Here is a 23,844-nt window from a genome sequence, read left to right as displayed (position 1 = left end):
TAAATGCAGGATAAATCAGTTACTTTTAACCTGCTATATTCGGTTTCCTCAGTTAAAAGCCATTGAAGGAATAAACTCTGAGCTTGAGAGGTAGATAAATGTTCTATGAATGACTCTCAAATACACAGTTGTTATCTTTCACTAGGAAGACGCGATGCCTACGGCGGGCTGCGCCTACGCACAACTGCTTCCGTAGGATGGTAAAAGTTGAAAGATTGTAATCGGCTTTGATCTGGTTGTCACAGCCACCGGATCTAGCATTAATGAAGCGGCTGGTGCTTTTGAAGAACTAGGTGCCAAGGTTGAAACCGTACAGGCGGATCTTGCCACATACAATGGAGTCGAAACCCTCTATAACCAAATTCAAGCTATTGGAAGACCAGTGGAAGCGATCGCTATTAATGCCGGAGTTGGGTTCAGTTAAGGGCTGGGCTACTGGTAAAAATTTTGGCTTTTTGAGACGCGATAAATCGCCGTCTCTACAAGTTTTTTGGTCTTATCTGAACTGTATTAAGTTAAAATTGAATAGCTAAATAGCAGTTAATACTTTGTAATGAATCCCTACGCTATCCTTAATCAGACCAAACTTCAGCGTGTTAGTGATGGCATAACCCGACCTCTACTAGAAAATTGCGGAACTGCCTCACATATCCTTATTTTAGTCTGGCCACAACTTGGGGATTTTGATAGTCTTGAATATGCGTGGTGGTTACAGCGCGAAGCTAAAAAATTGCCTCCTGAAAAACTCGCTATTCGTGCAGTCGGAATTGGCGATCGCGCCTCTGGAACAAAATTCTGTGAATATACAGGATTTCCAGCCGAAAATTTATTTGTCGAACCTAATGCACAACTACATCAACAACTCAAACTTTATTCAGGTCTGAATCTCCCTGTCCCTGGAATTTCCCCTACTCAGAAGGCTTGGCTAAATCTACTGTTCATGTGTGCAGGGTTTGGAAGTCCGGGAACGCTAAGAGAAGTTTTTCGAGGATACAGAGGCGATCGTCAAGCCCCTCAACTCATTGAAGATGATGAAATTATTCAAGCTACTCCTCTACCTGCCTTTCAAGGCTCGTTTTTCCAATTAGCTGGTGGAATTGGGTTTCAACGTCCCTTTGAATTGGCTACTCTACGGCTACGGAATATGGTGGAAGTTCTGAGCAATTGGCATACTTATGTACCTAATTCTGCCTACTTAACTCAGCGTGGTGGAACTTTTCTGTTTGATACCCAAGGTCAGTTACTTTACGAACATCGAGATCCAGGAATTTTGGGCTTTGCAGCTAATATGAGTCAGCCCCTATCATTTTTATCCCTTATCGAAACAGATAGCTTTACCTCAATTCATAATTCATAATTCATAATTGCTATTTCAATAAAATTTAACATAACAAAATTGTGAAATTGAACGCTTTTGTGTGCATTTGCCCCATAACAGATGTATATCATCTGCTCGCCTGTTGTAGTTAACTATCTTTAGATTTAATACAAGTACTTTCATTACTTTTGCGCTCTTCAAGTTTGTGAATTATGAACTATATGGTTAATCAATTTAAGTATTAAATAAAATCATTACCAATAGTTTAGGAAAAGCAAAGACGTGAAGCGTTTCAAAAAGCTATCCTCAATTGTGTTCTTGCTATTAGCCTTTATTTATCCACCTGGTTTAGCTGAAGCCAAGGATAACACTATCAATAATGTTCTTAATGAACAGGCACTTGACGCACAGACAAAATTAGTTGGAGAGCAAAGTGAAGAGCTTTTGTTAGCTCACCGACGGACTCGACGACGTTATCATAGACGGCAACGGACTGGAAAATATTATTATCAACGCCAGAGGAATCGAAGACATTATTATAGACGACGCTATCGCTCTGTAAATTATCATGGACAACCATATCGTCATGGAGAATGGGAACTTGTGCGCGATCGTCATGGACGATTAATATATGATTGGCAGCGTTAAATAGTAAACTTTACAGCCAATTTTGCCAGAGAATCTTTATGTGTAAATCCTAACTTAGGCAGACTTATTCGAGACAAAATAGTGGGTATTGCCCATGTATATTTTTAATCGTTAATTGTTCCATCAGGCATAACTGCACCACGCAGATTTGCACCCGTCAGATTTGCACTACTCATTTCTGCTCTGATCAAATTTGCCTTACTTAAATTAGCACCAGTCAAATCTGTCCTGGCAAGATAGGCATCAACTAAGTCTGTTTCCGTGAGGTTAGCCTGACGCAGGTTAGCCCGACTTAAATCAACTCTATTTAGCCTTGCAAAACTCAGGTTTACTCCACTCATCTGACATCTAGTCAGTCTAGCATCTGCCATAATTGCACCATACAAATTAACACCTGTAAGTTCGGCATCAATGAGGTTTGAACGTTCTAATCTAGCGTTCATCAGGTTAGCACCTTTCAAATTAGCACCACCGATGTTAGTATCTGCCAAAGATGCATTATGCAAAATCGCTTCACTCAAATTGGCATCACTCAAATCGGCATAACGTAGCGTTGCCTCACTCAAGTTAGCACCACTCAAATCAACTTTAGATAAGTCAACACCAGTTAAATCAGCGCCCCGTAGATCAGCCTTATGAAGATTAGCACCCCGTAGACTAGCAGAGTACATTCTCTTTTCTTCTCGCAGGTTAGCCCCACGCAGGCACGCGCCAGTTAAATTTGCACCACTCAAATCTGCACCACGTAAATCGGCATTCATCAAGTTAGTATCTAGCATATATGCCAAAGTTAAATTTGCATTACGCAAATCAGCACCCTGCAAAGTTGCACCATGTAAATTAGCATCATGCAAGTTGGCGCTGATTAAACTTGCCTGATTTAGGTTCGCACCACTTAGCTTTGTACAAACTAGGTTTGCCTGATTCAGAATTCCTCGACTTAGATAGCTAAAAATTAGGATGGCATTACCCAAATCTGCTTTATTCAAAGCTATGCCAATCAAGTCTGCACCAAACAAATTTATTCCATTTAAGTTGGCCTCAATGAACTTTGTTTCTCCATTCTCATAGCGCTTTATAAGTTCATTGGCATCCATATTTTTTCCTATCAATTACCACAAACATTTAAATTTTGCTCAAATTAACAATAATCAAAAATTACCATTATTATTTGGGAGGAGGTGCTATAAATTAACAGGTATTACCATCATCATTGAGTCCAGTTTTCTGATAAGGATTAACTGGTGTTTTTGTTTCTGGAGATGGAGCGTTGTTGAACGGATTATATCCATTGGTGCTGGGTGATATATCGCCATATAAAGCTCGCATAGATTGGACAATTGCACTAGCTGCTTGAATATTTTCATCCGGCTTCCCTAGAGATATAACAGCACTATTTAATTTAGATTCAAGCTCTCTAAAAGTTGGACAGATATTAAATAATTTCAGCAATAAATCATCAAGCTTTTGAGTCTTTAGTTTCAACCAGTCTTCTTCATTAAAAGTAAATTTTTTGTCAAGTGCAGAAAATAGAACTATTTTAGCCCTAAGTGGGTTAGTATACTTCATAATATTTTGCCGTAAATCAAACTGATTATATTGATATTTGATTTGGCTGTTTGGAGATTTCTCGATAGAATTTAATGATATTTGTTCATTTTTAAAAGGTTGATTTAATAATAGTCCTGTTGATTCTTCTTGATGAGATTTATTTAATAATATTCCTGTTGGCTCCTCAGACGTTATATATAGCTTCTGCATTTGATGAAAAATAACATTGGCAATTATGGCATATTCAGCTTGTTTGTTAAGAGTTTTTACAACTTCAGATAAACTATAATTTAAGTTGTTGGTAGTAGGATTTGATTTAAATAATTCTTGAATTAAATCTTGTAACTTAAACCTATCTAGCGTCTCTTCATCATTCTCCCAAGTATTTTTACAAGCCGAATATATTAATTTTTTAATCCGCTTTGAGCTTTCATGCTGTTCTAAATGTTTAGTTACTGCATCGAGACTAGATATAGTTTCCATCGGCAAATTTCCAGCACAAGTATTAAATAGGAACAAATGATAAAGCTAACCTTTTCAACGTGACTCGCAAAATCTTTTTCTCAGAACATTGTCTGTGTCAAAAGTGGCTCATAAGTTATTTATTTAACCGCAGAGGCACAGCAGAAAGTCTGAGAGCAGGCATCAGATTTTCTAAAATAGAAGAAGATATAGAAAAGAGATTTTGAGAGGAATTCACTTTCGGTAATTTCTAGTCACGTTGAAAGGGCTGGTCTTATGTTATACCCTTTTTATCTAGGTTGTGTAGTCTATTTGAGCCAGGTTCCCATCGCTTACACTGTCTTGTTATATTACATTTGCCAGCTAAGTGTTACTTGTATTAGTATTGGTTTACAAATTGTTGGATATATTGCTTGGACGAGCCATAGCTGACGATCGCCACATCAAGATCAGCATACTTGTAAAGGTTCAAGGCACGTTGGATTCCTCCAATAATCCAATCGGTTTGGTTGCCAAATGCTCCACCACCTAGAAGCGTAAGAAACAATCTGTTGTTTCCATTTCTGATCGAATTCAAGATTGCAGTACAAATAGTTGCTTCATAGGATGCCTCTAAAACAAGGCGTGCAAATTCCGTCCAAAGATTTGAGGAATGACGAGAGTAGCTAACTGGCAAAGCAGAGCAATAGGCTTGTGAGACGGTATGCTTGCAATCATTGAGCGTTACTTGCGTACTCCATTGAATGCCGATTCGTAACAACTCTCGCAATCCATCAAGTTCACTCTCGCTTGCTGCTCGAAGTCGATTTGAAATCTCAAGCAAACCGCTATGTGATGCCAAAGCATAACCGTTTCTCATTTCCCAAAGACGGCTTTTGGAATTTCCCAATGCTACTCCTATATCTGCAAGACAATCGATTTGATTTGTTGTTGATTGTCCGGTTTGCCCATTTACGGTTGCAAAGTAGTTTCGATAAATCGTTCCTGCACCAGCCGCGATCGCACAGGCTGGTCCCTGAGTAGGATCACTCTCATAAATCCCCACGCCACGCTCAGGCGTTACATTTGGAGATACCATTTCAAGCAGATTGAACTGGGAAGCTACTTGAAAAAGCGAATCAGCATTCGATTCATTGATGTGCAAATGCTGGACGTTGGCAACTATTTCGCGTACCGATATTTTTCCAACCTGATATCCACTCGCATGGACACGTTCTCTGAGTTCGGCTAAAGACGGTGTTTCCAACTGACCGCAAACCATTACTTTCCCATTCACACGAGATTTCAATACCTTACCGTCAACAGTGATATTTTGCCAAACCTGTTGTGGGGACTCTTCAGGAAAACCGGTCAATGTTTCAAACCACGTCATTGGATAAAATCAAACGACAGACATAACTATTTATTGTACGGAAAGTTTTCGTATAATTTTTTTGTTTTTGAAGGATTTGCCCAGCGATCGCTCTTATGACTAATATCCACGCAGAACTGCACCAAATAATGTACTAAATGCGACACGCCTTTTTATCAAAGAAAAAAGCTCTTGGTTGGGATAATAACTGTTGAGTGTTGACTTTCAAGTAGCCGTACTAGGCGTTTGAGGAACTGGCTTGATTAAGAAGTTCAATAGCATCTTGGTCGAGCTTTATATTGACAGCTTTGATGATATCGTTGAGTTGCTCAACCTTTGTTGCACTAACAATAGGGGCAGTAATACTGGGATTGGCAATGAGCCACGCCAGAGAAACTTGGGTGGGAGTGGAATTATAAGTCGTTGCCACCCGATCAATTGCCTCTAGAATTCGCAAGCCACGAGGGTTTAAATATCTTTTTACAGAATTACCACGGAGACTAATAGATAAATCTTTTTCTGAGCGATATTTACCAGAGAGAAAACCACTGCATAGAGAGGAATAGTTAATCACGCCAATTTCCTGTTCTTGGCAAATTTGTTGTAAATCCTGTTCATAACCATCTCGGTCATACAAGTTATAACGGGGCTGAAGGCTTTCGTAGCGAGGATAGCCATGCTGAAGGCTAATTTCTAATGCCTGCCCCAAACGCTCTGCACTATAGTTTGAAGCACCAATCGCACGTACTTTTCCCTGACGAATCAATTGTGCGTAGGTTTCAAGGGTTTCTTCAAGTGGAGTGTTTTCATCGTCGATATGCGATTGATATAGATCGATATAATCGGTTTGTAACCTCTGCAACGAGTCTTCCACAGCTTGTTGAATGTGTTTACGAGAAAGCCCTTGGCCTCTAACACCCATATCGTTACCAACCTTAGTTGCAATCACCACTTGGTCACGATTACCGCGCTGCTTGAGCCATTTTCCTAAAATTGTCTCAGACTCTCCACCTTGATTTCCTGGAACCCACTTGGAATAGACATCAGCTGTGTCAATAAAATTACCTCCAGCCTCTATGAAGCTATCTAAAATCTCAAATGAACTATTTTCATCAATAGTCCAGCCAAATACGTTGCCACCAAAAGATATTGGTGATACTTCTAGTTCTGAACGTCCAAGTTTACGCCTTTGTGTAATGACCATGAGTTTTTCTTAAGACAGTTTTAGAATTACTTGTGCTAACTCAAATTAAAAATACAGTATGCTATTAAAACTACTATAAAACTATTGATAAACCGTATTTTTAAGAGATGAACGTAGGTTATCACGGAAAATCATGTCAAATCAAGCCTTTTTATCGTTGAGCGTTCTTCAGCATACTTGTTGGGTTTTTGGAGACAGGGGAAAAACCTTATATATCAAGTCTTACACTCCTTTTCCTGTTACGCTTTTCTCTTTATCCGAGCAGTATTGCAATTCTACTTATTAAACATCTAAGGAATGGGGATTCACTCAAACTCCAGACAGTAGCTCATCGTAGACATCGCTCAATCACGTTACAATAACTATTTGTTACTAATTAAATGGTAATTTACTTATGAGTCAACTTGAAAACATTCAAGCTGAGTATGAAAAGTTTACTGAAGAATTTGAGAGTGTAATCATTAGCACCGTGAACGCCCAAGCAATACCAAATGCTAGTTATGCTCCCTTTGTAATGGATAATTCCAAAAACATCTATATTTATGTCAGTGGTCTTTCAACTCATACCAAAAATATCTATACCAATCCTCATGTAAGTGTCTTATTTATCGAGGATGAAGCCAAGAGTAATCTAATTTTTGCCCGTCGTCGTTTGAGTTTTGATTGTACGGCAACTTTGATAGAGCGTGAAACTGACAACTGGAATCAAATTGTTGAGCAATTTCAAGGGCGATTTGGTGAAATTATCGAGGTTTTGCGCGGCTTGTCTGACTTTCGGATTTTTCAGCTAATTCCTAGTGAAGGGCGTTTTGTAGTTGGTTTTGGGGCAGCTTATCATATTAGTGGCGATAACCTCCATCAACTTGTTCAGATCACAGGAGATAGTAATCAAAAGTAAAAAATGAATTATGAATTAGTTTGACTGTATACAAATTAAATATGAAATAGCTTAGGACAGAAAAATTTTACTTACTCTGATATTTATCGGTAAGCTTAAATTTATACCTTGTGATTTTGCCTTCGGGTAAAGTGCCATTAAACTATACTTTTTAATTTTATGCTTCAGTTTCAACCTCCTGGCTTTGGACATAAACTTATCCATACATCCTTGGGGGCAATGGTTTACTATACCCAAACGAATACACCTTGGGCGTTCGCTGACACTGAAGATTTACCTCCACTATTGTTTCTCCATAACTTTGGTGGTGGGGCATCTGCGTATGAATGGTCTAAAGTTTACCCGGCTTTTGCCTCTAATTACCACATTTTAGCTCCCGATCTAATCGGCTGGGGAGAATCGGCTCATCCAGTCCGGGATTATAAAATTAGGGATTATCTCAGCACGATCGCAGAGTTTATCATCGAAACTTGTCGTCAGCCGGTGACGGTGGTAGCCTCTTCTCTAACAGCCGCTTTTGCTATCCGTCTAGCTATTGTTCAACCCAATCTATTCAAAGCACTGTTTTTGGTGTCCCCATCTGGATTTGATGATTTTGGGCAGGGTGCTGGACGCAGACTTCCGCTTTCGGTAATCAATACGCCTCTGTTGGACAATTTTATTTATATGCTTGGTGCTGAAAATGAAATTGCAGTGCGAAATTTTTTACAAAGTTTTCTGTTTGCTAAGTCAGAACGAGTATCTCAAGAAATAGTGGATGCTTATTTAACCTCTGCACAACAACCTAATGCCAAATTTTCCGCCTTGGCATTTTTACGGGGCGATCTTTACTTTGATCTGAGTTTATATATTCAGCAACTGACAATTCCCACTGTGATGTTTTGGGGAGAGAAGGCACAATTTACCAATATCAAACTAGGACAACGCTTGGCAAATTTAAATCCAAGGGCAATTCAAGATTTTTATGCGATCGCAGATGCAGGAATATTACCTCATTTAGAAATACCAGAAGTTATCATTGGTCTATTGCAACGATATCTTGGGTAATTGGGGATTGGGGAATGGGGACTGGGGACTAGGGAAGACGAGGGAGATGAGGGAGATGAGGGAGACAAATGACAAATGACAAATGACAAATGACAAATGACAAATGACTACTTAGAGAGTAAATGTGCATTTAATGCTTTGGTGATGCGATCGCCAGAAGCTTCTAAATGGGCTAGGGTGTAAATATCAGGGCTTTCACTCAGTTGTTTGAGTCTGACATCAATAGCTTTTTGCAGTTGGCGCAATTCATACCAAGCCAATGTCCGACCATCTTCAGGTGTATCGGTAGTACCCAACATCATCTCTAGCAAAATATTCAGATATTCCCGTTGCAGTGAACGACGGATGCTAGAAATTGGCTTTGGTTCTCCTGGGGTTAAAACTTCTGCCCAGATGCCTGTTTGCAGGGTATCGAACAGTTCCGGGATAGAAAGTGCTTCCCCAGGCAGAGTTTTTAATTCTATATCTTGTAAACGATTGAGGCGATCGCTGTCTAATAGCGATCGCAGCACCGCACTTTGGAACTTCAAAATATTTTCGTGAATTGGATAATCAAGGCGGTTATTAGGTACAGAACTACCCCAATGTTCCCAGCGTGATGGTGCTAGTTTATTGAGCAATTGTGGTGAAAAACTGAAAGCATTCTCAGAAAACACATATTCTTGTAATTTTGTCAATGCCTGACGTTGTTTTAAAAGTGAAACAGGTACAAATGTCCAAGAAGCATTATCACTAGTATGGAGACGCAGAAACGATTGTCCACCAATATATTTGGAAAGCAAGGTGGCGTTCCGAAAATAATATTTAAGCACTCTATTGAATGAGACGCGCAGGTTACTATAGCTTTCTCCTTTTGATAGATAACCCTTATCAAGGCGCTGCCACATAACGCGGGCATTATCCATTTGCCACTGCGAATAAAGTAGCACATCACTACTCATATCCCAGACATTCGCCAAAGGATTAATGTCCCAGATATCCTCATCAGTTGCATAAGACAATTCTGGTTGAGGCGACGCTAATGCAATTTGCTCTAAAAAATTTTTTTCTGATTCTGGAATTATCCCCTCAAGCGCTGCTGATGGGCTTGTTTTATAACCATATTCAATTGCCCATTCGTCATAAGGCCCAACAACTCCTGGAAAATAGTCACCTTGCTGTACTCCCTGTGGTGCTATATTCACCGGTAGATAGTCCATCACCGAACCCACTAAGCCTTTAGTGTGAGTGATTTCAGTATTATTTAATTCTTCAGGTGTTAACATTGTGCTGCCATGAAAGTTATGGCGCAAACCGAGAGTATGCCCGACTTCGTGAGCAATGAGAGAACGCAAATATTGATGCACATACTCCTTCATCGTTTCACTACTGGCTGTAGTATTTGGCAAAATTGACAACGCCAGCTTCCCCATCGCGGCTTGATTTGAAGACTCCATACCATAGCAGGACTCAGAGTCCGCTAGAAGAGAATTATTAATTCCTGGCTTTTGGCTTCCCCAAAGGGCTTGACATGGGTTTTTGCCCACCAAAGATGGATTTACTTCCATCAATGCGTGATATTCTTGCTGAATTGATAGCACCATATTGGCATCTACCATAATGTCTGCATCCAATATTTCGCCAGTGAATGGGTTGACGCGCATTGGCCCTCTAGCAAAACCTGCATCCAAAGAGTTGAACCAGCGAATAGTATTGTAATGTACATCTGCCGGTTGCCAATCAGCATCATCTGGCATTTGCTGTACTTCAATAGCATTTTGAAATCCAGCTTTTTCAAATGCTTTGTTCCACATCAAAACACCTTCACGAATCGCATCGCGGTACTCTAGTGGCACAGCATTTTCAATCCAATACACAATTGGCTTTTTAGGTGGAGACAAGGGGACATTCGGATCGGATGGCTCTAAATGCCAACGATTGATATAACGTACAAATGATTCATGAGGATTCTTATTAGATAAATCTTGAAAAGCAGTAATAAAATATCCCACTCTGTCATCAGCAAGTCTGGGAATATAATCATTGTTTTCTCTAAGTTGAGAAAAACTGTAGTGTACCTTAAGAGTAAGTGCCCTACTATCAGGTACGGTAACTAAATTTGCTCCTTCTAATGATGAAAAACCATAAATAGAATCAATTTCTATATTTTCTGGAAAGCTGTTAACATTCCCAAAATATGACTTGTGTGCGTCCAAGCGGTAATCAGCCTGCAAAGAGTACTTCAAAATGGTAGTTAATCCAGGTAAATCCTGCATTAGCAGTTCATTTAGGTCGATCAGAATATTTTCATTCTGTGGATCAATATTGGCTATTTCGAGTGAATAAAGAACAGAGTCGCTAAATGAGCGAGCAAGCGATCGCTGTTCTGGACTACTTTCTGCACGAAATTTCACATTCCGCACCACAAAGTGCAATCTATTGTTTACTCGTTGGAAGTAAAAGACAAAATCAGAAAGAGGTAATCCACTATAAATTCCACTTTCCCCAACGCCCGATTCTAATGTCACTATAGCTAGATAGTTTTTATTTAGCTGTTCTGGTTTAATTTCTAAGTAAATTTTTCCCGAATTCTCAGTGCAATAAAGTGTGAAGAGTCCTTCTACTTTATTTATCCCTTTGACAACCTCATTAAATCGGCAAAAATTTTCCTTTCTATTCTTAGCAATATCGTTGTCAGTATTTGCTAAGTTTTCAACTGCTGGGAGCGCATTTACTTGCTGTGCATCAATATTTGAAAGTTGATTTGCTCCTGCATAATCACTACAGAAGAACAAGTTATACAGTAATACTATAAAGATTGCTAATTTCTTGATCCAGTATTTCATCCTTTGGCTTTCCAGCTGAAGCAGTTCTCGTATTGAGGAAAAAATGTGGATTAATTTGTCCTCTGCAAGCCCTTCAAATATCTAGGGATTACGGTATAAATCCACTCAGTCAGATAATATCTCTAGCCTAAAAGTCTTGTGACTATTGATTGTTCTTAGTAGCTCTTTAGGAATTCCCATCAATTATCTATCTCTTTAGATAGATAATTTTTATAACTAAAGATATATGTTTTTTTTAACTCTATCTGTATTAAAAACCAAATGTAGCATTAAAAATGTATTTAGTGCTACATTTGGCAGCCGAAGAAATCTTAAGCGAGATTTATAAACAAAGAGTAAAATCTCTAAAAAAGCTTTTATTAAACAGTTAAATGCTTTTTTTAGATGAATTAGGGAAATTTATGATTATCCTAACTGTCTAGTAGCGTTGTCAATTCTTTCTTTTCAATCGTCTTCAAAGCAGTAGCCCAACAAAAATCAGCTTTGTTACCTAGTTCACGTCCAATAGTTTTCGGTTAAGGGGGAAGGGGGAAGGGTTTGAATTTACCTTTCCCCAGACCAAAAGAGCGATTATTGGGTTTATCCGAAAAGTATTGAGTTCATGCCCTTTCGCCAGATTGAGGAAGATTGCTTTGATTCGTTTGGGGAGCCAGATGAGATAGAGTAGTCTAGCCAACCACAAGCTGATTTGGAATGATTTGCTGTCATTCTGTGTTGCAGCAAAAGCAAGTACACCAATTTCTTCTGGATAAGTGGTGTCAAAATCAAGCAATACATGAAAAATATCGTGGGTGAATAAATATCGCAGAGTAAATAGATTAGTTTGGTAATGTCTTTTAGTTATGGGCTGATATTTAAGGGGTTTAGTTGATTTTTAACCAAAAGTAGCCTTGACGATATTGACTTAATTAGTTCAAATAATATTCCACTACTGATTGCAATTTGGAGGCAAGCTTGGATAAAATTAAGTACAAAAATAATCAAATTTTAGAATATCAATATCAACAAATTTTAATGAATGTTTGTTAATTATAATTGCTTGAGTTTATAAAAGTTTTTTAGCATCATAATTTCCCTGATTAGATTGACAAAACTTGATAATAATTAGGTGTAGCCCTTTATCTTATTTGTCGTACAATACGGTTTAGTTAGCGTCAAAACCCTTAAATTGTGTAGATTTTATTGAGGAAGTAAACCCAACTTTTCTGGGGTTTTGTTGGGTTGCACTTTGCTTAACCCAACCTCCAATTTTTCTTGATATACTGAAATTTAGCCCTTTATCCTATTTGGAATAACAATTTAATTGCTTCAGCATCGGCTATCTCTCGCTTATTATGTAAACTCTCTAGCTAAAGGCAGTATTGCTGGTTGCTCTTGTACATAAATGAATACAAATATCTATTTGTCTAACAAACCACCTCCTCCGCAAGGTTTAAAAAAGATTTCTTTTTTCTAACTGAGTTATGCCTTTTGCTAGAAGGATAATTACCCTTTTATAGTTAATGTTTATTTGTACTCTAAAAACAAGTGAATTGGCATGATAAATTTAATTTCTAGAAAGATTGGTAACATCAGTTCCATGCTTAAAGGACTTCAGGTAACACGTTTTTTGGCTGTTGTCCTAGTTGGTTTTCTAGTGCTGACAACGAATGTTAATTATGAGCAGGGGCAGAATGATAAAGGCTTAAAGGAGAGAGTCCGCCAACAGGTAGAGCAAAATGATGCTGAAAGACCGAAAACAGTAGGGCAGTGGTTTAAGGATGCTCGTGAAACCGAAGATTCTCCTGGTGAACGACTTCAGAAGATTGGGCAACAGTCAGGAGAAGCCTTTAAAGAGTTTGGAGGTGGATACGTAAAGGGCGCTAAAGAAACTGCTAATGATGTAGGGAACAGTGCAGCACAGACAGGCAAAAATATCTCTAACCAAGTTCGACGCTAAGAGGTTTTTTTAAAAGTGTTTCACTGTAACTTTAGGCACTTTTAAATTCCTCTAATGCCCTTAAATAACGGATTCTAATACTTGGATAACGCCTTTACCCTTACTGGTAAAAGATTGTAGCGTTTTTCAGGTGCATAAAATATAGGTCTTTAGTAGGGGCGTGCAGCTAGCTGTACGCCCCTACTGCGTGTTACATCTCAAAAAATTGCTAATTTTGAGAAGCTTAGGTGGCGTAGCAATACTCCTCGCTTTGTGCATTTTTAACTCGGAGTGCATTTTTAACTCGGAATCGGGTTTGGGTTAAAGGTTTTTCTTTCCCTTTTCCCAAAACCCCAGAAGTATTGCACTCCAAAATCCAAATCAATACCAGATAAGAAATAACTTTAAGTAATATTTAGGCACTTTGCATAAATAAAGTGAACTATTAAGGCAGTCATTTATTATTTGCAAGTAGTAAAAAACACTTGATGTGTAAGCATCAGCAGCTTACCGTAGTAGAAAGAAAAGAGTTATTTTTGTTTATACCCACTTATCTAAATCTTATAAAATAATTAAGTATCTTTTTTTACCAAGAATTGAACATTTTAATAACAGTTAAGTAACTGTTGAATAACTGTTTTAAAACATGAAACAATGGGGAGATAGTTAAGGCAGTAAAGAAAAAAACAGATAGATGATTAGCAATATGAAGCAATCTAAGAGTACGCGAAAGCGAGGAATTGTCCTAACGATCGCTGGATTGAAGCGTTTACAAGCGGCGATTCTGGCTATGGAAAAGGTTCAAAACAATGGCAATCACTTCACTCTAGAAGATTTAGGCGATCGCATGAATGTTTCAACCAAAACCCTGAACCGATTATGGTCGTTGAATACAGGCGTGGATCAAAAAACCTTAAAATTGTGCTTTACCGCCTTTAACCTAGAATTACACAGGGAAGACTACACAATTTTGAGTGAACCGAATACTACTGTAGTCTCTCCAACTCGATTGTCGAGTTTAGATACCGGAGAAAAGAAATTATCCCCGCATTTATGCTTAGAACCCTTTGTTACCCAGCACCATAACCAACTCGAAAATCTTTGGTCATACCCAGATGGCCCCGTAGCTCTAGATTCCCCCTTCTATGTCGAACGTCCTCCCATTGAAGAACTAGTTTATCGAGAAATAATTCAACCAGGCTGTGTGATCCGAATTCGAGCGCCAAGAGAGATGGGAAAAACTTCTCTTGTGTTGCGGCTATTGGCTTTTGCCCAGATGCAAGGTTATCGCGCTGTGAACCTGAATTGCAAGCAAATGGATGCAACCTGTCTGACAGACTTAAACAAGTTTTTGCGTTCTTTTTGCTGGCAAATTGCAACAGAATTAGGCATAGACCCCAAGCTAGATGAAAACTGGGATGAGGAAATAGGCTGTAAGTTAAGTTGCAGTTTATACTTACAATCCTACTTACTAAAGCAGAGTAAAAGTCCAGTGGTTTTAGTGTTAAATGAAGTTGACCACTTTTTTGAATATCCTCAAATTGCTCAGGAGTTCTTTGGTTTGTTACGCTCTTGGTATGAAGAAGCGCGACAAGATGCTAACTTGCAGAAGCTTAGGCTACTGGTGGTTTATTCCACAGAAGTTTACGTCTCTCTGGATATCAACCGTTCCCCATTTAATATTGGACTACCAATCCGTCTGCCAGAATTTACTAAGCATCAAGTAGAGTATTTGGCCCAACGGCATGGGCTAGACTGGACTTCTCAGAACGAGGTTACGCAACTGATGTCTCTGGTGGGGGGACATCCAGCACTAATTCGGATTGCTCTGTATTATATATGCTGTCAAGGAATCACCTTAGAGGAAGTAATAGATGAGGCGATCGCTAACGGCGGTATCTACCGTTATCATTTATGGCGACACTGGGCAATTCTGCAAGAAAATTCCAGTTTGGTAAAGGCATATATTGAAGTTGTTAGCTCAAAGCAAAGCGTTTCTTTGAATCCCATTGATGCTCATAAACTCGAAAGCTTGGGATTAATCACTTATGAAGGCGATAGCATCCTACCGCGTTGCCAACTCTACCGCGCTTACTTTAAAAAACAACTAGGTGTTGCTGAATTTGAATATAAATCATTGCAAAAACGTGCTTGAAAAACTATCGGGTACATTTTCTCTCACGCTTCGATGCTTACCGAAATTATGGGCGGAGTTTTTCTTTGCTCAGATTTATCTGGAGCGTGAGCTTTTTTGTCTGGAATTAGCAACACCCAGAACTATCTACATTTTTAAATGATGGCAGATGGAAAAGATTTTAAACTAATTAACTAGCTGACCAATAAAGTTGATAATCCTCGATAAAAAATATTCCATTATTGGAAGACATTTTGAAAAAGAAGTAATAATCTCCTGGCTCCCAAATACTAAATTCTTGTTCTTGTTCTTGAACAGTAGCTGTCGAGCCACCGTTGGGAATAGTCATGCTAGCAGTTTGTGTTCTGTTCTGCGCTCTGATCAGAAAAACTTCCAGCAGGCAAAAACCCTGTAGTTCGGCAGAATAACGAATTTTGAAGCGGATTTTCCCTCCATTTCGGAGAGTATTTTGAATACAAAAATTTTCAGTTTGAATAGGATTACCAGACAGGTTAATATCTTTATCTTGTGTTAAGATATAGGTATGTTTTTGCTCTAACGAACTCACTAATTTTTCTCCCTAAAAAGAATCAAGTCTATTGAGATAATTGCATTTTTGACAAATAATTTTTACTGTCACGTTGTATTCTGCCGTCATCGCAAACAAAATGCAACGACAGATAAGACAGTTAAGAAAATAGTTAAAAAATTGATTGCAACAAACAAAAGTAATTGAAATTGGCAACAAATTTTAAACGTATAGACTACATCTAGGGCAAGGAGCAAGGTGTGGTATAGTCTCTTAATTTGAAAACTACTGTAAGTGTTAACTAAATAGTTGCGACCTCACCAAGATTGCCAAAACTCCATGTTGCCAGTCCTACCACTTGCGGTATCGACAGATTTGGCATTTTCTCTGACACTATTCTTGTCCACTGTTTGAGGTACTCATTTTTTAGCATTTGAGCCTCTGTTTCACTCTTTGAGTCTGCTTTTATTTTCTGACTTTGTGAATGAATACTCACACTCTTGTAAAAAACCTACACCTGTCAGGCAGGGGGCAAGGGGGAGATAAAAATTACCTCTTTTCCCTCTGCTCCCTGCCCCTGCTCCCTTGCCTCTTTATTTCCATTCGCCTTGTAGAGTGAAAGGTGCCCAGTAATAGGGTGCGGCATATTTTTGAGTGCGCCATATTTCTATTTGTGCTGTCCGTAAAGCTGCTGCTGGCTTTAATCCTTCTTGCAGCATCTTTTTGTAAAATACCTTCATAAGTTCAGATGTTGCCTGGTCATCTACACTCCACAGGCTAACTACGACTCGCGGGCTGCCTGCGTACATAAACCCTCTGGTTAACCCTACTAATCCTTCTCCCTTAACTTCTTCTCCCAGTCCGGTTTTACAGGCGCTGAGTACTACCAGTTCTGCTTGCAGGTTGAGGTTGAAGATATCGTGCAAGCGCAAAAAGCCATTTTGTGGCATTCCCTTGTCGTCAAATAGCGATAACACCACTCCTGATAATTCTGGATGCTTGCTGTTGAGAATGCCATGCGTAGCGAAATGGATGATGCGATATTGACTCAAATTTTCGCTGCTTGCAGTTGTACGACTAGCGTTAAAATCAAAAGCTTGCTTGCGATCGCTAATTGGTACAAGAGAAAGAATTTGCTCGGCTTCTTGACGTGTAAAGCGCAGACGTTCAAAGCTAATGTCTGAGTCTTGGGTGGATCTGGTTAAAGCCAGGTTGTCTAAATTGCTCTCTGGCGCAGTTGGACGAGATACTTGTGCTTTATTTTGGAGACGCTCATCATCACTGTTAAAAATCGGATCTGCCAATACAACTAAGGTTTTAGGAGCAGATTTACGTCCTTTGTGTTCGCTTCTGAGGATAGCTAATGTAGACGCTGAAGGGAGAGTAATGATTTCGTGATTGAGCAGTAATGGTTCATAATTGCGACTGCTACCTGTTGTGAGGGCAGCAAATGGCACATATTGCAAAGCACCATCGCTGGCGATCGCTAAACGTTTCTTTTGCAGTTGTTGGACTACTGGTGCAAGTATTTGTTGAGATAGAGCATCTAGAGACGGACTATGCTTTAGATACGGGGTAGTGATTTCTTGACGGAACTTTTGCACTGTAGCTTCAATATCTGCACGCTTGGGTAGTTCGTAACTGGTAATACTCTTATTAGTAACTGCCCAAAGATAACTGCGCTTTTCCCCCAAAGAATATTCTAAAAGCAGAGTGTTTTCATCAAGTACTTGCTGTTGAATTTGCACGAGTGAGAGAGGCTGAGGTTGAGTCAGCGCTGCATAACGCGGACTAGTGGCACGGATTTGTGCCTGGACTTGTTTATACTGTTCTAAAAGTACCTCGGTATCTTCTTCTAAAGCTTGCACCTGTGCTTCAGTATGCTTACCACTTAATAGTTGTATCCGACGTTTTTCTAAAACATCGAGTTGTTGCTGCAAGTTACGTTCTTGAGCAAGTAACTTTGGCTCTACACCTTGGCGAATATCTGCGTTGGCTTCTGCAAGTAGTTCCAAAAGACTGCGGGCGCGGGCGCGTTCGCTGGCTTGCAATGCCAAAGCATCATATCCTTGAGATGGTTGCTGTTTGTGTAACTGCATCAGCAAATCGACATAAAACTCATAATAATTCTGCACCGTGGCAAAATAGGAAGCGCGGAGTTCCTGAGAGTCAATTTTGATACGGAGGTCTTCAACAATTTTGATGACTTTCTCTATCTGAGTCAGGGCAGACTGAAAATTGCCTGCGTCGTGTTGAACAAAAGCGATGTTATAGAGTGTACGTGCTTCCCTTGCCTTGTTCCCTGTCTGTTGATATAGCAGCAAAGATTGGCTGTAATAATCTAGCGCCTTTTGGTGTTCTCCTAAATTTGAGTAAGCTTTGCCAATATTGTTTAGAGCAGTTGCTATCCCTCCTTTGTCTCCCGCCTGTTGGTATAAAGACAGGGCTTGGCTAAAGTATGAGAGTGCTTTTTGCTGTTCTGCTAACTCTAAATAAACTGTGCCAATATTGCTCAGAGCAGTTGGTATTCCTTCTTTCTCTGCGTCTTTAGCCTGTTGGTATAAAGACAGGGCTTGGCTGAAGTATGAGAGTGCTTTTTGCTTCTCTCCTAAATCTAAGTAAACTTTGCCAATGTTGTTCAGAGTAGTCGCTATCCCTGCCTTGTTTCCTACCTGTTGCTTGAGAAGCAGAGATTGGTTGTAGTAATCCAGCGCCTTTTGCTTTTCTCCCAGGAAATGGTAGACAGAGCCGATATTATTGAGACTAATAGCTTCACCATTTTTGTCTCCCACTTGTCGCCTTAAGGATATGGATTGGTTGTAGTAATCCAGCGCCTTTTGCTTTTCTGCTAACTCTGAGTAGATTTTGCCAATGTTATTTAGCGTAGTACCTTGGGCTTGCTTGTTCCCCACTTGTTCAGATAGAGGTAAGGATTGGTTGTAATAATCCAGCGCCTTCTGCTTTTCTCCTAAATTTGAGTAGATTTTGCCAATATAAACGAGGGTGTCAGCTTCTAAGGAGAGTAGGTTTTGCCTATTGGAGCGATCGCTCAGTTGACGATATAGTAAAAGTGCTTGCTCAAATTTTGCGATCGCTTTTAACAGAGATTCTCCTGTTCCTTGCTGATATAGTTGCTTCCCTTCTTGATATGCAAGTTTAGCAACAGCCAGAGTTGCATCTGGCGAACTTGTCTGCGTCATCTGTGCAACATTTACCGGCTGCTGTCTAGCAATCGCCACATTTGATTCTGAAAATAACAAAATGCTGCTAAAAAGAATAATACTGCGACCTGTTACCAAGGGCAGAAATTGCCATTGTCTTGAGTCACATACCTTAAATTGAGTCATATACATCTGCGGTTTCTATAGCTGATTAGATTTAGAATTCCCAAAATCAAGCAAAAAACCGTAGATTAACTCATTGTATGGCGATCTGGCAGCGATTTTCGCAAGTAAAAGCTACCTCACCTCAACACACGATTCTATATCCTCTATGGAGCAGATTATATATGAGTTGAGCCAAGACCAGGAGACACAATAGAAGATGTTCTAACTCTCTAATCAACCCGCTTAACTTCAAATCCCCGCAACCCTTCCGGTACTTCATACTCAACTACAACATCTTTAACCACAGCAGCAGGTGGCCCAGAGTGACACCAGCGAACCATATCATCTACAACCTCTCGCGCCCCTTCAAAGACTGCCTCTACTCGATTATCAGGGAGATTTCGCACCCAACCGGTTAATCCCAACTGGCTAGCTGTATCGACAGTGGAATAGCGATAACCCACTCCTTGGACTCGGCCAGAGATGAATACATGGGCGCGAATGATCTTTGGCAGTGCTGTAGAATTCTGCATAAACTGGTCTAATCTTTACGATTCCAGTTTACCTAGTTTGTGTATACACAATCTGTTTTTAACTCTAAGCGTCATACCTTGAAGGTGCGATCGCAATTATCCCTATCTTTGGGAGTGTAGCAGAGTAATGATAAAGTATTTTTCACTACTCTGCTAATTGTTGTGAATTTAATTAAGTAGTAGTCCGTTTTTCAACCTGGAATTTTGAATTGCTTATGTCTAACCTGCCACCACTCAATACAGCAACAATTTGGGCAATTCTTGACGATAAACTTGATGATGCCACAATCAACCAGTTGCTATGGCATTATTTAGGCTATCGCTATGATTCTTCAACTGCACAATGGGACACTAGCCAAGTTGCACCAGAATGGCAAGAGGATTACCCACAACCACCAAATTTCATAGAATCTCGCCCTGCAACAGTGAAGTTAACTCGTTCCATCCCTGCTGAAAACAAACAAATGCTAAAAGAAAAGCTGGGTTTCAAAGGGTACAAAATTGGTGAATTTGGGCCACGGCAAACTCGCAGAGCAACGGCGGCTAATTGGTTTTTAAGTTATTTACAACAAACTAACGGCAAAATTGAATAATCTGATACAGCAGATATTTAGACAAAAACATATTTTTTTTACTAAATATCTGCTATTTAAAAAAAAATCATAAAAAGTCATTAGCTTATTTATATAAATTTTGTAGCTTGATTAATAGTATTTAAACTTTAGTAGTTTTTTAGGTTAAAAATAAATGCGATAAACAGTCAAAAATCGCCAAAAAATAGTAATTTTTATAAAATATTTATAAACTCATCCTCAAGAGAGAAGCGCTGGTTAAATAATTATTTCTCTAGACCGATTTGTAAATTCAATTAAGCATCAGAGAATACGTCTATCAACCCTTGATATTACAAACACTTCTATGGCAAAGCCAATTGAATTTAATTTATTTGCACCATACAACAAAGGAGCCGCATTAATTGGTTCTTTTTCTGATTGGCAAGAAATACCAATGGAAAAAGGAGATGATGGCTATTTTCGTACAAGTGTTGAACTAGAAGACGGCGTTTATAAATATAAATTTCGCATCCAGTCAAATTCATGGTTTTTTGAACCAGAACAATGGGTTGATGTTACAGACCCTTATGCAACTGATATAGATGAACTGAGTGGAAAAGATGATAGTGTTATCCATGTAAAAGATGGTGAAAGAATTACTGATACTTATGTCTGGCAACATGATGATAAACCTTTACCTGCTGACAAAGAATTAGTAATTTATGAATTACACGTTGGTGACTTTTCTGGTGGCGAGGATGATCCTTATGCACGAGGTAAATACAAACATGTCATTGAAAAGTTAGATTATTTGTGTGAACTAGGAGTCAATGCTATTGAGTTGATGCCACTTAAAGAATATCCTGGTGATTATAGTTGGGGTTATAATCCTCGCCACTTTTTTGCAACAGAATCAAGCTATGGTTCTACTGCTGAGTTAAAAAAATTGATTGATGAGTGTCATGGTAGAGGAATTCGTGTGATTATTGACGGTATTTATAACCACTCAGAAGCATCTGCTCCCCTAACACAAATTGACCACGATTATTGGTATCATCATGAACCCCGTGACCCTGATAATAACTGGGGGCCTGAGTTTAATTACGAACATTATGATGAAAAATTAGAGATTCATCCAGCGCGGAAATTTATTGGTGAAACAATTCGTTTCTGGATTCAGGAATATCATCTTGATGGTATTCGTTATGATGCAGCACGGCAAATTGCTAATTACGACTTCATGCACTGGATTGTTCAGGAAGCTAAAAAAACTGCTGGTGCAAAGCCTTTTTACAACGTTGCTGAACACATTCCTGAAACTACCAGCATTACCAATGTAGACGGGCCAATGGATGGTTGCTGGCATGATAGTTTCTATCACTGCATTCTAGAACATATCTGCGGTGATACATTTGATTTAGAGCGTCTCAAAGATGTCATTGACTGCAAACGCCAAGGCTTCTTGGGTGCTACGAATGTAGTAAATTACCTCACCAACCATGACCATAACCACATTATGGTTGAATTGGGGAACCGTGAGATTTTTGACGAAGAAGCCTTTAGACGGGCTAAATTAGGAGTTGCCATCCTAATGACTGCTGTTGGCGTACCTTTGATTTGGATGGGAGAGGAATTTGGTGAGTACAAACCCAAACAACCTGAATCATCAAAAATTGATTGGACTCTGTTAGGTAACGATCTCAATCGTAGTTTATTTGAATCATACAAAGGCTTAACCAACCTGCGTAAAAGTAATCACGCCCTCTACACAGAAAATATTGACTTTATCCACGAAAATCCAGAGGCAAAAGTATTAGCTTATACTCGTTGGAATGATGAAGGTTCTCGTGTAGTCGTAATCGCAAATTTCTCAGAAAACTTCCTAGCTGGCTATCATGTTCCTAATTTTCCTAGTGCTGGTACATGGCACGAATGGACAGGCAATTATGATGTCGAATCTGGTGATGATGGTATACTAACTGACTTAGGGCCATACGAAGCCAAAGTGTTTGTATGGCAGTAATTATATACACTAATACTGAGTCAGTAATCCAATAGCAAAAAGAAAGGGGGGAAATATTCTCCCCTTTTTAAGTTATTACATTTCCGGAATACAGTGTAATTAGAAATTTGTCAAGCACAAAATAAGCTATTTTAAAATTTCATTGGTTTGTGTTACACTTTTGAGTTGAAGTGCGTATATAAAATTGCCAAAGCATCCCCATGCACAACAAATTATTTAATACTAATATCGACAACGCTAACATTGAGAACGATCGCATTTTATTAACTCCCAATGAAATAAAATCAAAATTACCTTTAACACAATTAGCTGAACAAAGAGTTTTAGCATACAGGCAGGAAATAGAAGATATCCTGGATTTTCAGGATCGGAGAAAGTTTATAGTAGTTGGCCCATGCTCAATCCACGACCCAAAAGCAGCGCTCGAATATTCTGAAAGGTTGAAAGCCTTGTCTGAGACAGTTCAGGATAAGCTGCTACTAATAATGCGTGTATACTTTGAAAAGCCAAGAACAACCGTCGGTTGGAAAGGATTAATTAACGATCCAGATATGGATGATTCTTTCCATGTAGAGAATGGTTTATTAATTGCACGCGATCTATTATTAAAAATTACAGAATTGGGATTACCTGCGGGTACAGAAGCACTAGATCCGATCATACCTCAATACATTAGTGAACTGATTACATGGTCTGCTATTGGGGCACGCACGACCGAATCACAAACTCACCGTGAAATGGCAAGTGGACTTTCGATGCCTGTGGGTTTTAAAAACGGTACTGATGGCAATATTCAAGTAGCTTTGAATGCCCTACAATCAGCTAGAAACCCGCATAATTTTCTGGGAATTAATCAAAACGGACAAGTCAGCGTCTTTCAAACTAAAGGGAATGGCTATGGTCACGTAATTTTAAGAGGTGGTAGTCAACCCAACTTTGATGCAGCAAATGTCAAATTAGTAGAAGATAAATTAAAACAGGCGAATTTACCACCAAGAATTGTTATCGACTGTAGCCACGGAAATACTAATAAAAATTACAAATTACAAGGTGCTGTTTTAGAAAATATTATTCAGCAAATAGTAGATGGTAATACATCAATAGTTGGCATGATGCTGGAATCACATTTGTATGAAGGTAGTCAACCAATTACTGGTAAAGAAGAATTAAAATATGGAGTTTCTGTAACTGATAAATGTATTAGTTGGGAAGAAACCGAAAAAATTATTTTGGCTGCTTACGAAAAACTTAAGTAAATACCATAATTGGGATTTTCACAGGGTTTGAATCTTAATCACCAACGCTTGTAGTAATAACGTGTAAAACTTTACACGTTATTTAGTGTCTATCAGAAACGGCTATGAACACAATAACTTTTTTGCTTTCCTCGTTTTTCCTATAGATGCTGTTTCATATCTATTGGTATTGTGATATCAGTCTATTATTATTTGCTGTAAGAATAAATCTCGGTTTTCCAGCCAGATATAACCCAATACGGTTCAGTTAAGAAAAATAGTAGATTG

The 23,844-nt window shown here is 39.0% G+C and carries 18 protein-coding genes; 9 read left to right on the top strand and 9 right to left on the bottom strand.

Annotation, left to right across the window (positions count from 1 at the left end; all coding sequences use genetic code 11):
- Positions 1-553 precede the first annotated feature (553 nt).
- The gene (locus IQ274_RS27420) at positions 554-1,357 is read left to right on the top strand and encodes a peroxiredoxin-like family protein (RefSeq protein WP_194144060.1); all 804 of its coding nucleotides are present in this window, start codon (positions 554-556) and stop codon (positions 1,355-1,357) included.
- Positions 1,358-1,600: 243 nt separating this feature from the next.
- Positions 1,601-1,966, top strand: a complete 366-nt coding sequence (locus IQ274_RS27415) for a hypothetical protein (protein ID WP_163926819.1) — start codon at positions 1,601-1,603, stop codon at positions 1,964-1,966.
- Positions 1,967-2,070: 104 nt separating this feature from the next.
- On the opposite strand, the gene IQ274_RS27410 is transcribed toward IQ274_RS27415, so the two are convergent.
- From IQ274_RS27410 to IQ274_RS27395, 4 genes are all read right to left on the bottom strand, one after another.
- Positions 2,071-3,063, bottom strand: coding sequence for a pentapeptide repeat-containing protein (locus IQ274_RS27410; protein WP_194144059.1), 993 nt, complete (start codon positions 3,061-3,063; stop codon positions 2,071-2,073).
- A gap of 94 nt (positions 3,064-3,157) precedes the next feature.
- Positions 3,158-4,000 carry a hypothetical protein gene (locus IQ274_RS27405; protein WP_194144058.1) on the bottom strand — a complete coding sequence of 281 codons (843 nt, stop codon included), beginning with the start codon at positions 3,998-4,000 and terminating at the stop codon, positions 3,158-3,160.
- Positions 4,001-4,358: 358 nt separating this feature from the next.
- Entirely contained in the window at positions 4,359-5,351 is a 993-nt protein-coding gene (locus tag IQ274_RS27400) for a hypothetical protein (RefSeq protein ID WP_194144057.1), read from the bottom strand.
- Positions 5,352-5,568: 217 nt separating this feature from the next.
- Positions 5,569-6,534, bottom strand: coding sequence for an aldo/keto reductase (locus IQ274_RS27395; protein WP_194144056.1), 966 nt, complete (start codon positions 6,532-6,534; stop codon positions 5,569-5,571).
- Between the two features lie 394 nt (positions 6,535-6,928).
- Between IQ274_RS27395 and IQ274_RS27390 the strand changes: the two genes are divergently transcribed.
- Both IQ274_RS27390 and IQ274_RS27385 read left to right on the top strand, forming a co-directional pair.
- Complete coding sequence (locus tag IQ274_RS27390; protein WP_194144055.1) at positions 6,929-7,432, top strand: HugZ family protein; 504 nt, start codon at positions 6,929-6,931, stop codon at positions 7,430-7,432.
- A gap of 159 nt (positions 7,433-7,591) precedes the next feature.
- On the top strand, positions 7,592-8,479 hold the full coding sequence (locus IQ274_RS27385; protein ID WP_194144054.1) for an alpha/beta fold hydrolase: 888 nt from the start codon (positions 7,592-7,594) through the stop codon (positions 8,477-8,479).
- Between the two features lie 107 nt (positions 8,480-8,586).
- On the opposite strand, the gene IQ274_RS27380 is transcribed toward IQ274_RS27385, so the two are convergent.
- Positions 8,587-11,304 (bottom strand): zinc-dependent metalloprotease, encoded by a 2,718-nt coding sequence (locus IQ274_RS27380; protein ID WP_194144053.1) that lies wholly within the window; start codon positions 11,302-11,304, stop codon positions 8,587-8,589.
- 1,537 nt (positions 11,305-12,841) lie between these two features.
- Here IQ274_RS27380 and IQ274_RS27375 point away from each other — a divergent pair.
- The gene (locus IQ274_RS27375; protein WP_163926826.1) at positions 12,842-13,243 is read left to right on the top strand and encodes a hypothetical protein; all 402 of its coding nucleotides are present in this window, start codon (positions 12,842-12,844) and stop codon (positions 13,241-13,243) included.
- A 685-nt stretch (positions 13,244-13,928) separates the two neighbouring features.
- Positions 13,929-15,377: an AAA-like domain-containing protein gene (locus tag IQ274_RS27370; protein WP_194144052.1), complete on the top strand. Its 1,449-nt coding sequence runs from the start codon at positions 13,929-13,931 to the stop codon at positions 15,375-15,377.
- A gap of 169 nt (positions 15,378-15,546) precedes the next feature.
- On the opposite strand, the gene IQ274_RS27365 is transcribed toward IQ274_RS27370, so the two are convergent.
- From IQ274_RS27365 to IQ274_RS27355, 4 genes are all read right to left on the bottom strand, one after another.
- On the bottom strand, positions 15,547-15,924 hold the full coding sequence (locus IQ274_RS27365; protein ID WP_194144051.1) for a hypothetical protein: 378 nt from the start codon (positions 15,922-15,924) through the stop codon (positions 15,547-15,549).
- A gap of 262 nt (positions 15,925-16,186) precedes the next feature.
- Positions 16,187-16,318, bottom strand: coding sequence for a hypothetical protein (locus tag IQ274_RS37500; protein WP_265578571.1), 132 nt, complete (start codon positions 16,316-16,318; stop codon positions 16,187-16,189).
- Positions 16,319-16,478: 160 nt separating this feature from the next.
- Complete coding sequence (locus tag IQ274_RS27360; protein ID WP_194144050.1) at positions 16,479-19,232, bottom strand: CHAT domain-containing protein; 2,754 nt, start codon at positions 19,230-19,232, stop codon at positions 16,479-16,481.
- 209 nt (positions 19,233-19,441) lie between these two features.
- Positions 19,442-19,744: an acylphosphatase gene (locus IQ274_RS27355; RefSeq protein ID WP_163926830.1), complete on the bottom strand. Its 303-nt coding sequence runs from the start codon at positions 19,742-19,744 to the stop codon at positions 19,442-19,444.
- A gap of 215 nt (positions 19,745-19,959) precedes the next feature.
- Here IQ274_RS27355 and IQ274_RS27350 point away from each other — a divergent pair, with 215 nt between their 5' ends.
- The 3 genes from IQ274_RS27350 (at position 19,960) to IQ274_RS27340 (ending at position 23,577) form a co-directional block, all read left to right on the top strand.
- Positions 19,960-20,337 (top strand): DUF1823 family protein, encoded by a 378-nt coding sequence (locus IQ274_RS27350; RefSeq protein ID WP_194144049.1) that lies wholly within the window; start codon positions 19,960-19,962, stop codon positions 20,335-20,337.
- Positions 20,338-20,662: 325 nt separating this feature from the next.
- On the top strand, positions 20,663-22,321 hold the full coding sequence (locus IQ274_RS27345) for an alpha-amylase family glycosyl hydrolase (protein ID WP_163926832.1): 1,659 nt from the start codon (positions 20,663-20,665) through the stop codon (positions 22,319-22,321).
- A 200-nt stretch (positions 22,322-22,521) separates the two neighbouring features.
- A complete protein-coding gene (locus IQ274_RS27340; RefSeq protein WP_163926833.1) occupies positions 22,522-23,577 on the top strand; it encodes a 3-deoxy-7-phosphoheptulonate synthase in 1,056 nt (351 codons plus the stop codon).
- Positions 23,578-23,844 lie beyond the last annotated feature (267 nt).

The sequence above is a fragment of the Nostoc sp. LEGE 12447 genome (assembly GCF_015206985.1).
Taxonomy (GTDB): domain Bacteria; phylum Cyanobacteriota; class Cyanobacteriia; order Cyanobacteriales; family Nostocaceae; genus Nostoc.
Note: the sequence above shows the minus strand (reverse complement) of the source record. Positions and strands in the feature narration are given on the sequence as shown.

Excerpts from the sequence above, each read along its gene's own strand:
- IQ274_RS27350 (WP_194144049.1), top strand. The coding sequence starts at position 19,960 with ATGTCTAACCTGCCACCACTCAATACAGCAACAATTTGGGCAATTCTT.
- IQ274_RS27355 (WP_163926830.1), bottom strand. The coding sequence starts at position 19,744 with ATGCAGAATTCTACAGCACTGCCAAAGATCATTCGCGCCCATGTATTC.
- IQ274_RS27395 (WP_194144056.1), bottom strand. The coding sequence starts at position 6,534 with ATGGTCATTACACAAAGGCGTAAACTTGGACGTTCAGAACTAGAAGTA.
- IQ274_RS27345 (WP_163926832.1), top strand. The coding sequence starts at position 20,663 with ATGGCAAAGCCAATTGAATTTAATTTATTTGCACCATACAACAAAGGA.
- IQ274_RS27410 (WP_194144059.1), bottom strand. The coding sequence starts at position 3,063 with ATGGATGCCAATGAACTTATAAAGCGCTATGAGAATGGAGAAACAAAG.
- IQ274_RS27385 (WP_194144054.1), top strand. The coding sequence starts at position 7,592 with ATGCTTCAGTTTCAACCTCCTGGCTTTGGACATAAACTTATCCATACA.
- IQ274_RS27375 (WP_163926826.1), top strand. The coding sequence starts at position 12,842 with ATGATAAATTTAATTTCTAGAAAGATTGGTAACATCAGTTCCATGCTT.
- IQ274_RS27400 (WP_194144057.1), bottom strand. The coding sequence starts at position 5,351 with ATGACGTGGTTTGAAACATTGACCGGTTTTCCTGAAGAGTCCCCACAA.
- IQ274_RS27380 (WP_194144053.1), bottom strand. The coding sequence starts at position 11,304 with ATGAAATACTGGATCAAGAAATTAGCAATCTTTATAGTATTACTGTAT.
- IQ274_RS27370 (WP_194144052.1), top strand. The coding sequence starts at position 13,929 with ATGAAGCAATCTAAGAGTACGCGAAAGCGAGGAATTGTCCTAACGATC.
- IQ274_RS27420 (WP_194144060.1), top strand. The coding sequence starts at position 554 with ATGAATCCCTACGCTATCCTTAATCAGACCAAACTTCAGCGTGTTAGT.
- IQ274_RS27360 (WP_194144050.1), bottom strand. The coding sequence starts at position 19,232 with ATGACTCAATTTAAGGTATGTGACTCAAGACAATGGCAATTTCTGCCC.
- IQ274_RS27405 (WP_194144058.1), bottom strand. The coding sequence starts at position 4,000 with ATGGAAACTATATCTAGTCTCGATGCAGTAACTAAACATTTAGAACAG.
- IQ274_RS27340 (WP_163926833.1), top strand. The coding sequence starts at position 22,522 with ATGCACAACAAATTATTTAATACTAATATCGACAACGCTAACATTGAG.
- IQ274_RS27390 (WP_194144055.1), top strand. The coding sequence starts at position 6,929 with ATGAGTCAACTTGAAAACATTCAAGCTGAGTATGAAAAGTTTACTGAA.
- IQ274_RS37500 (WP_265578571.1), bottom strand. The coding sequence starts at position 16,318 with ATGCTAAAAAATGAGTACCTCAAACAGTGGACAAGAATAGTGTCAGAG.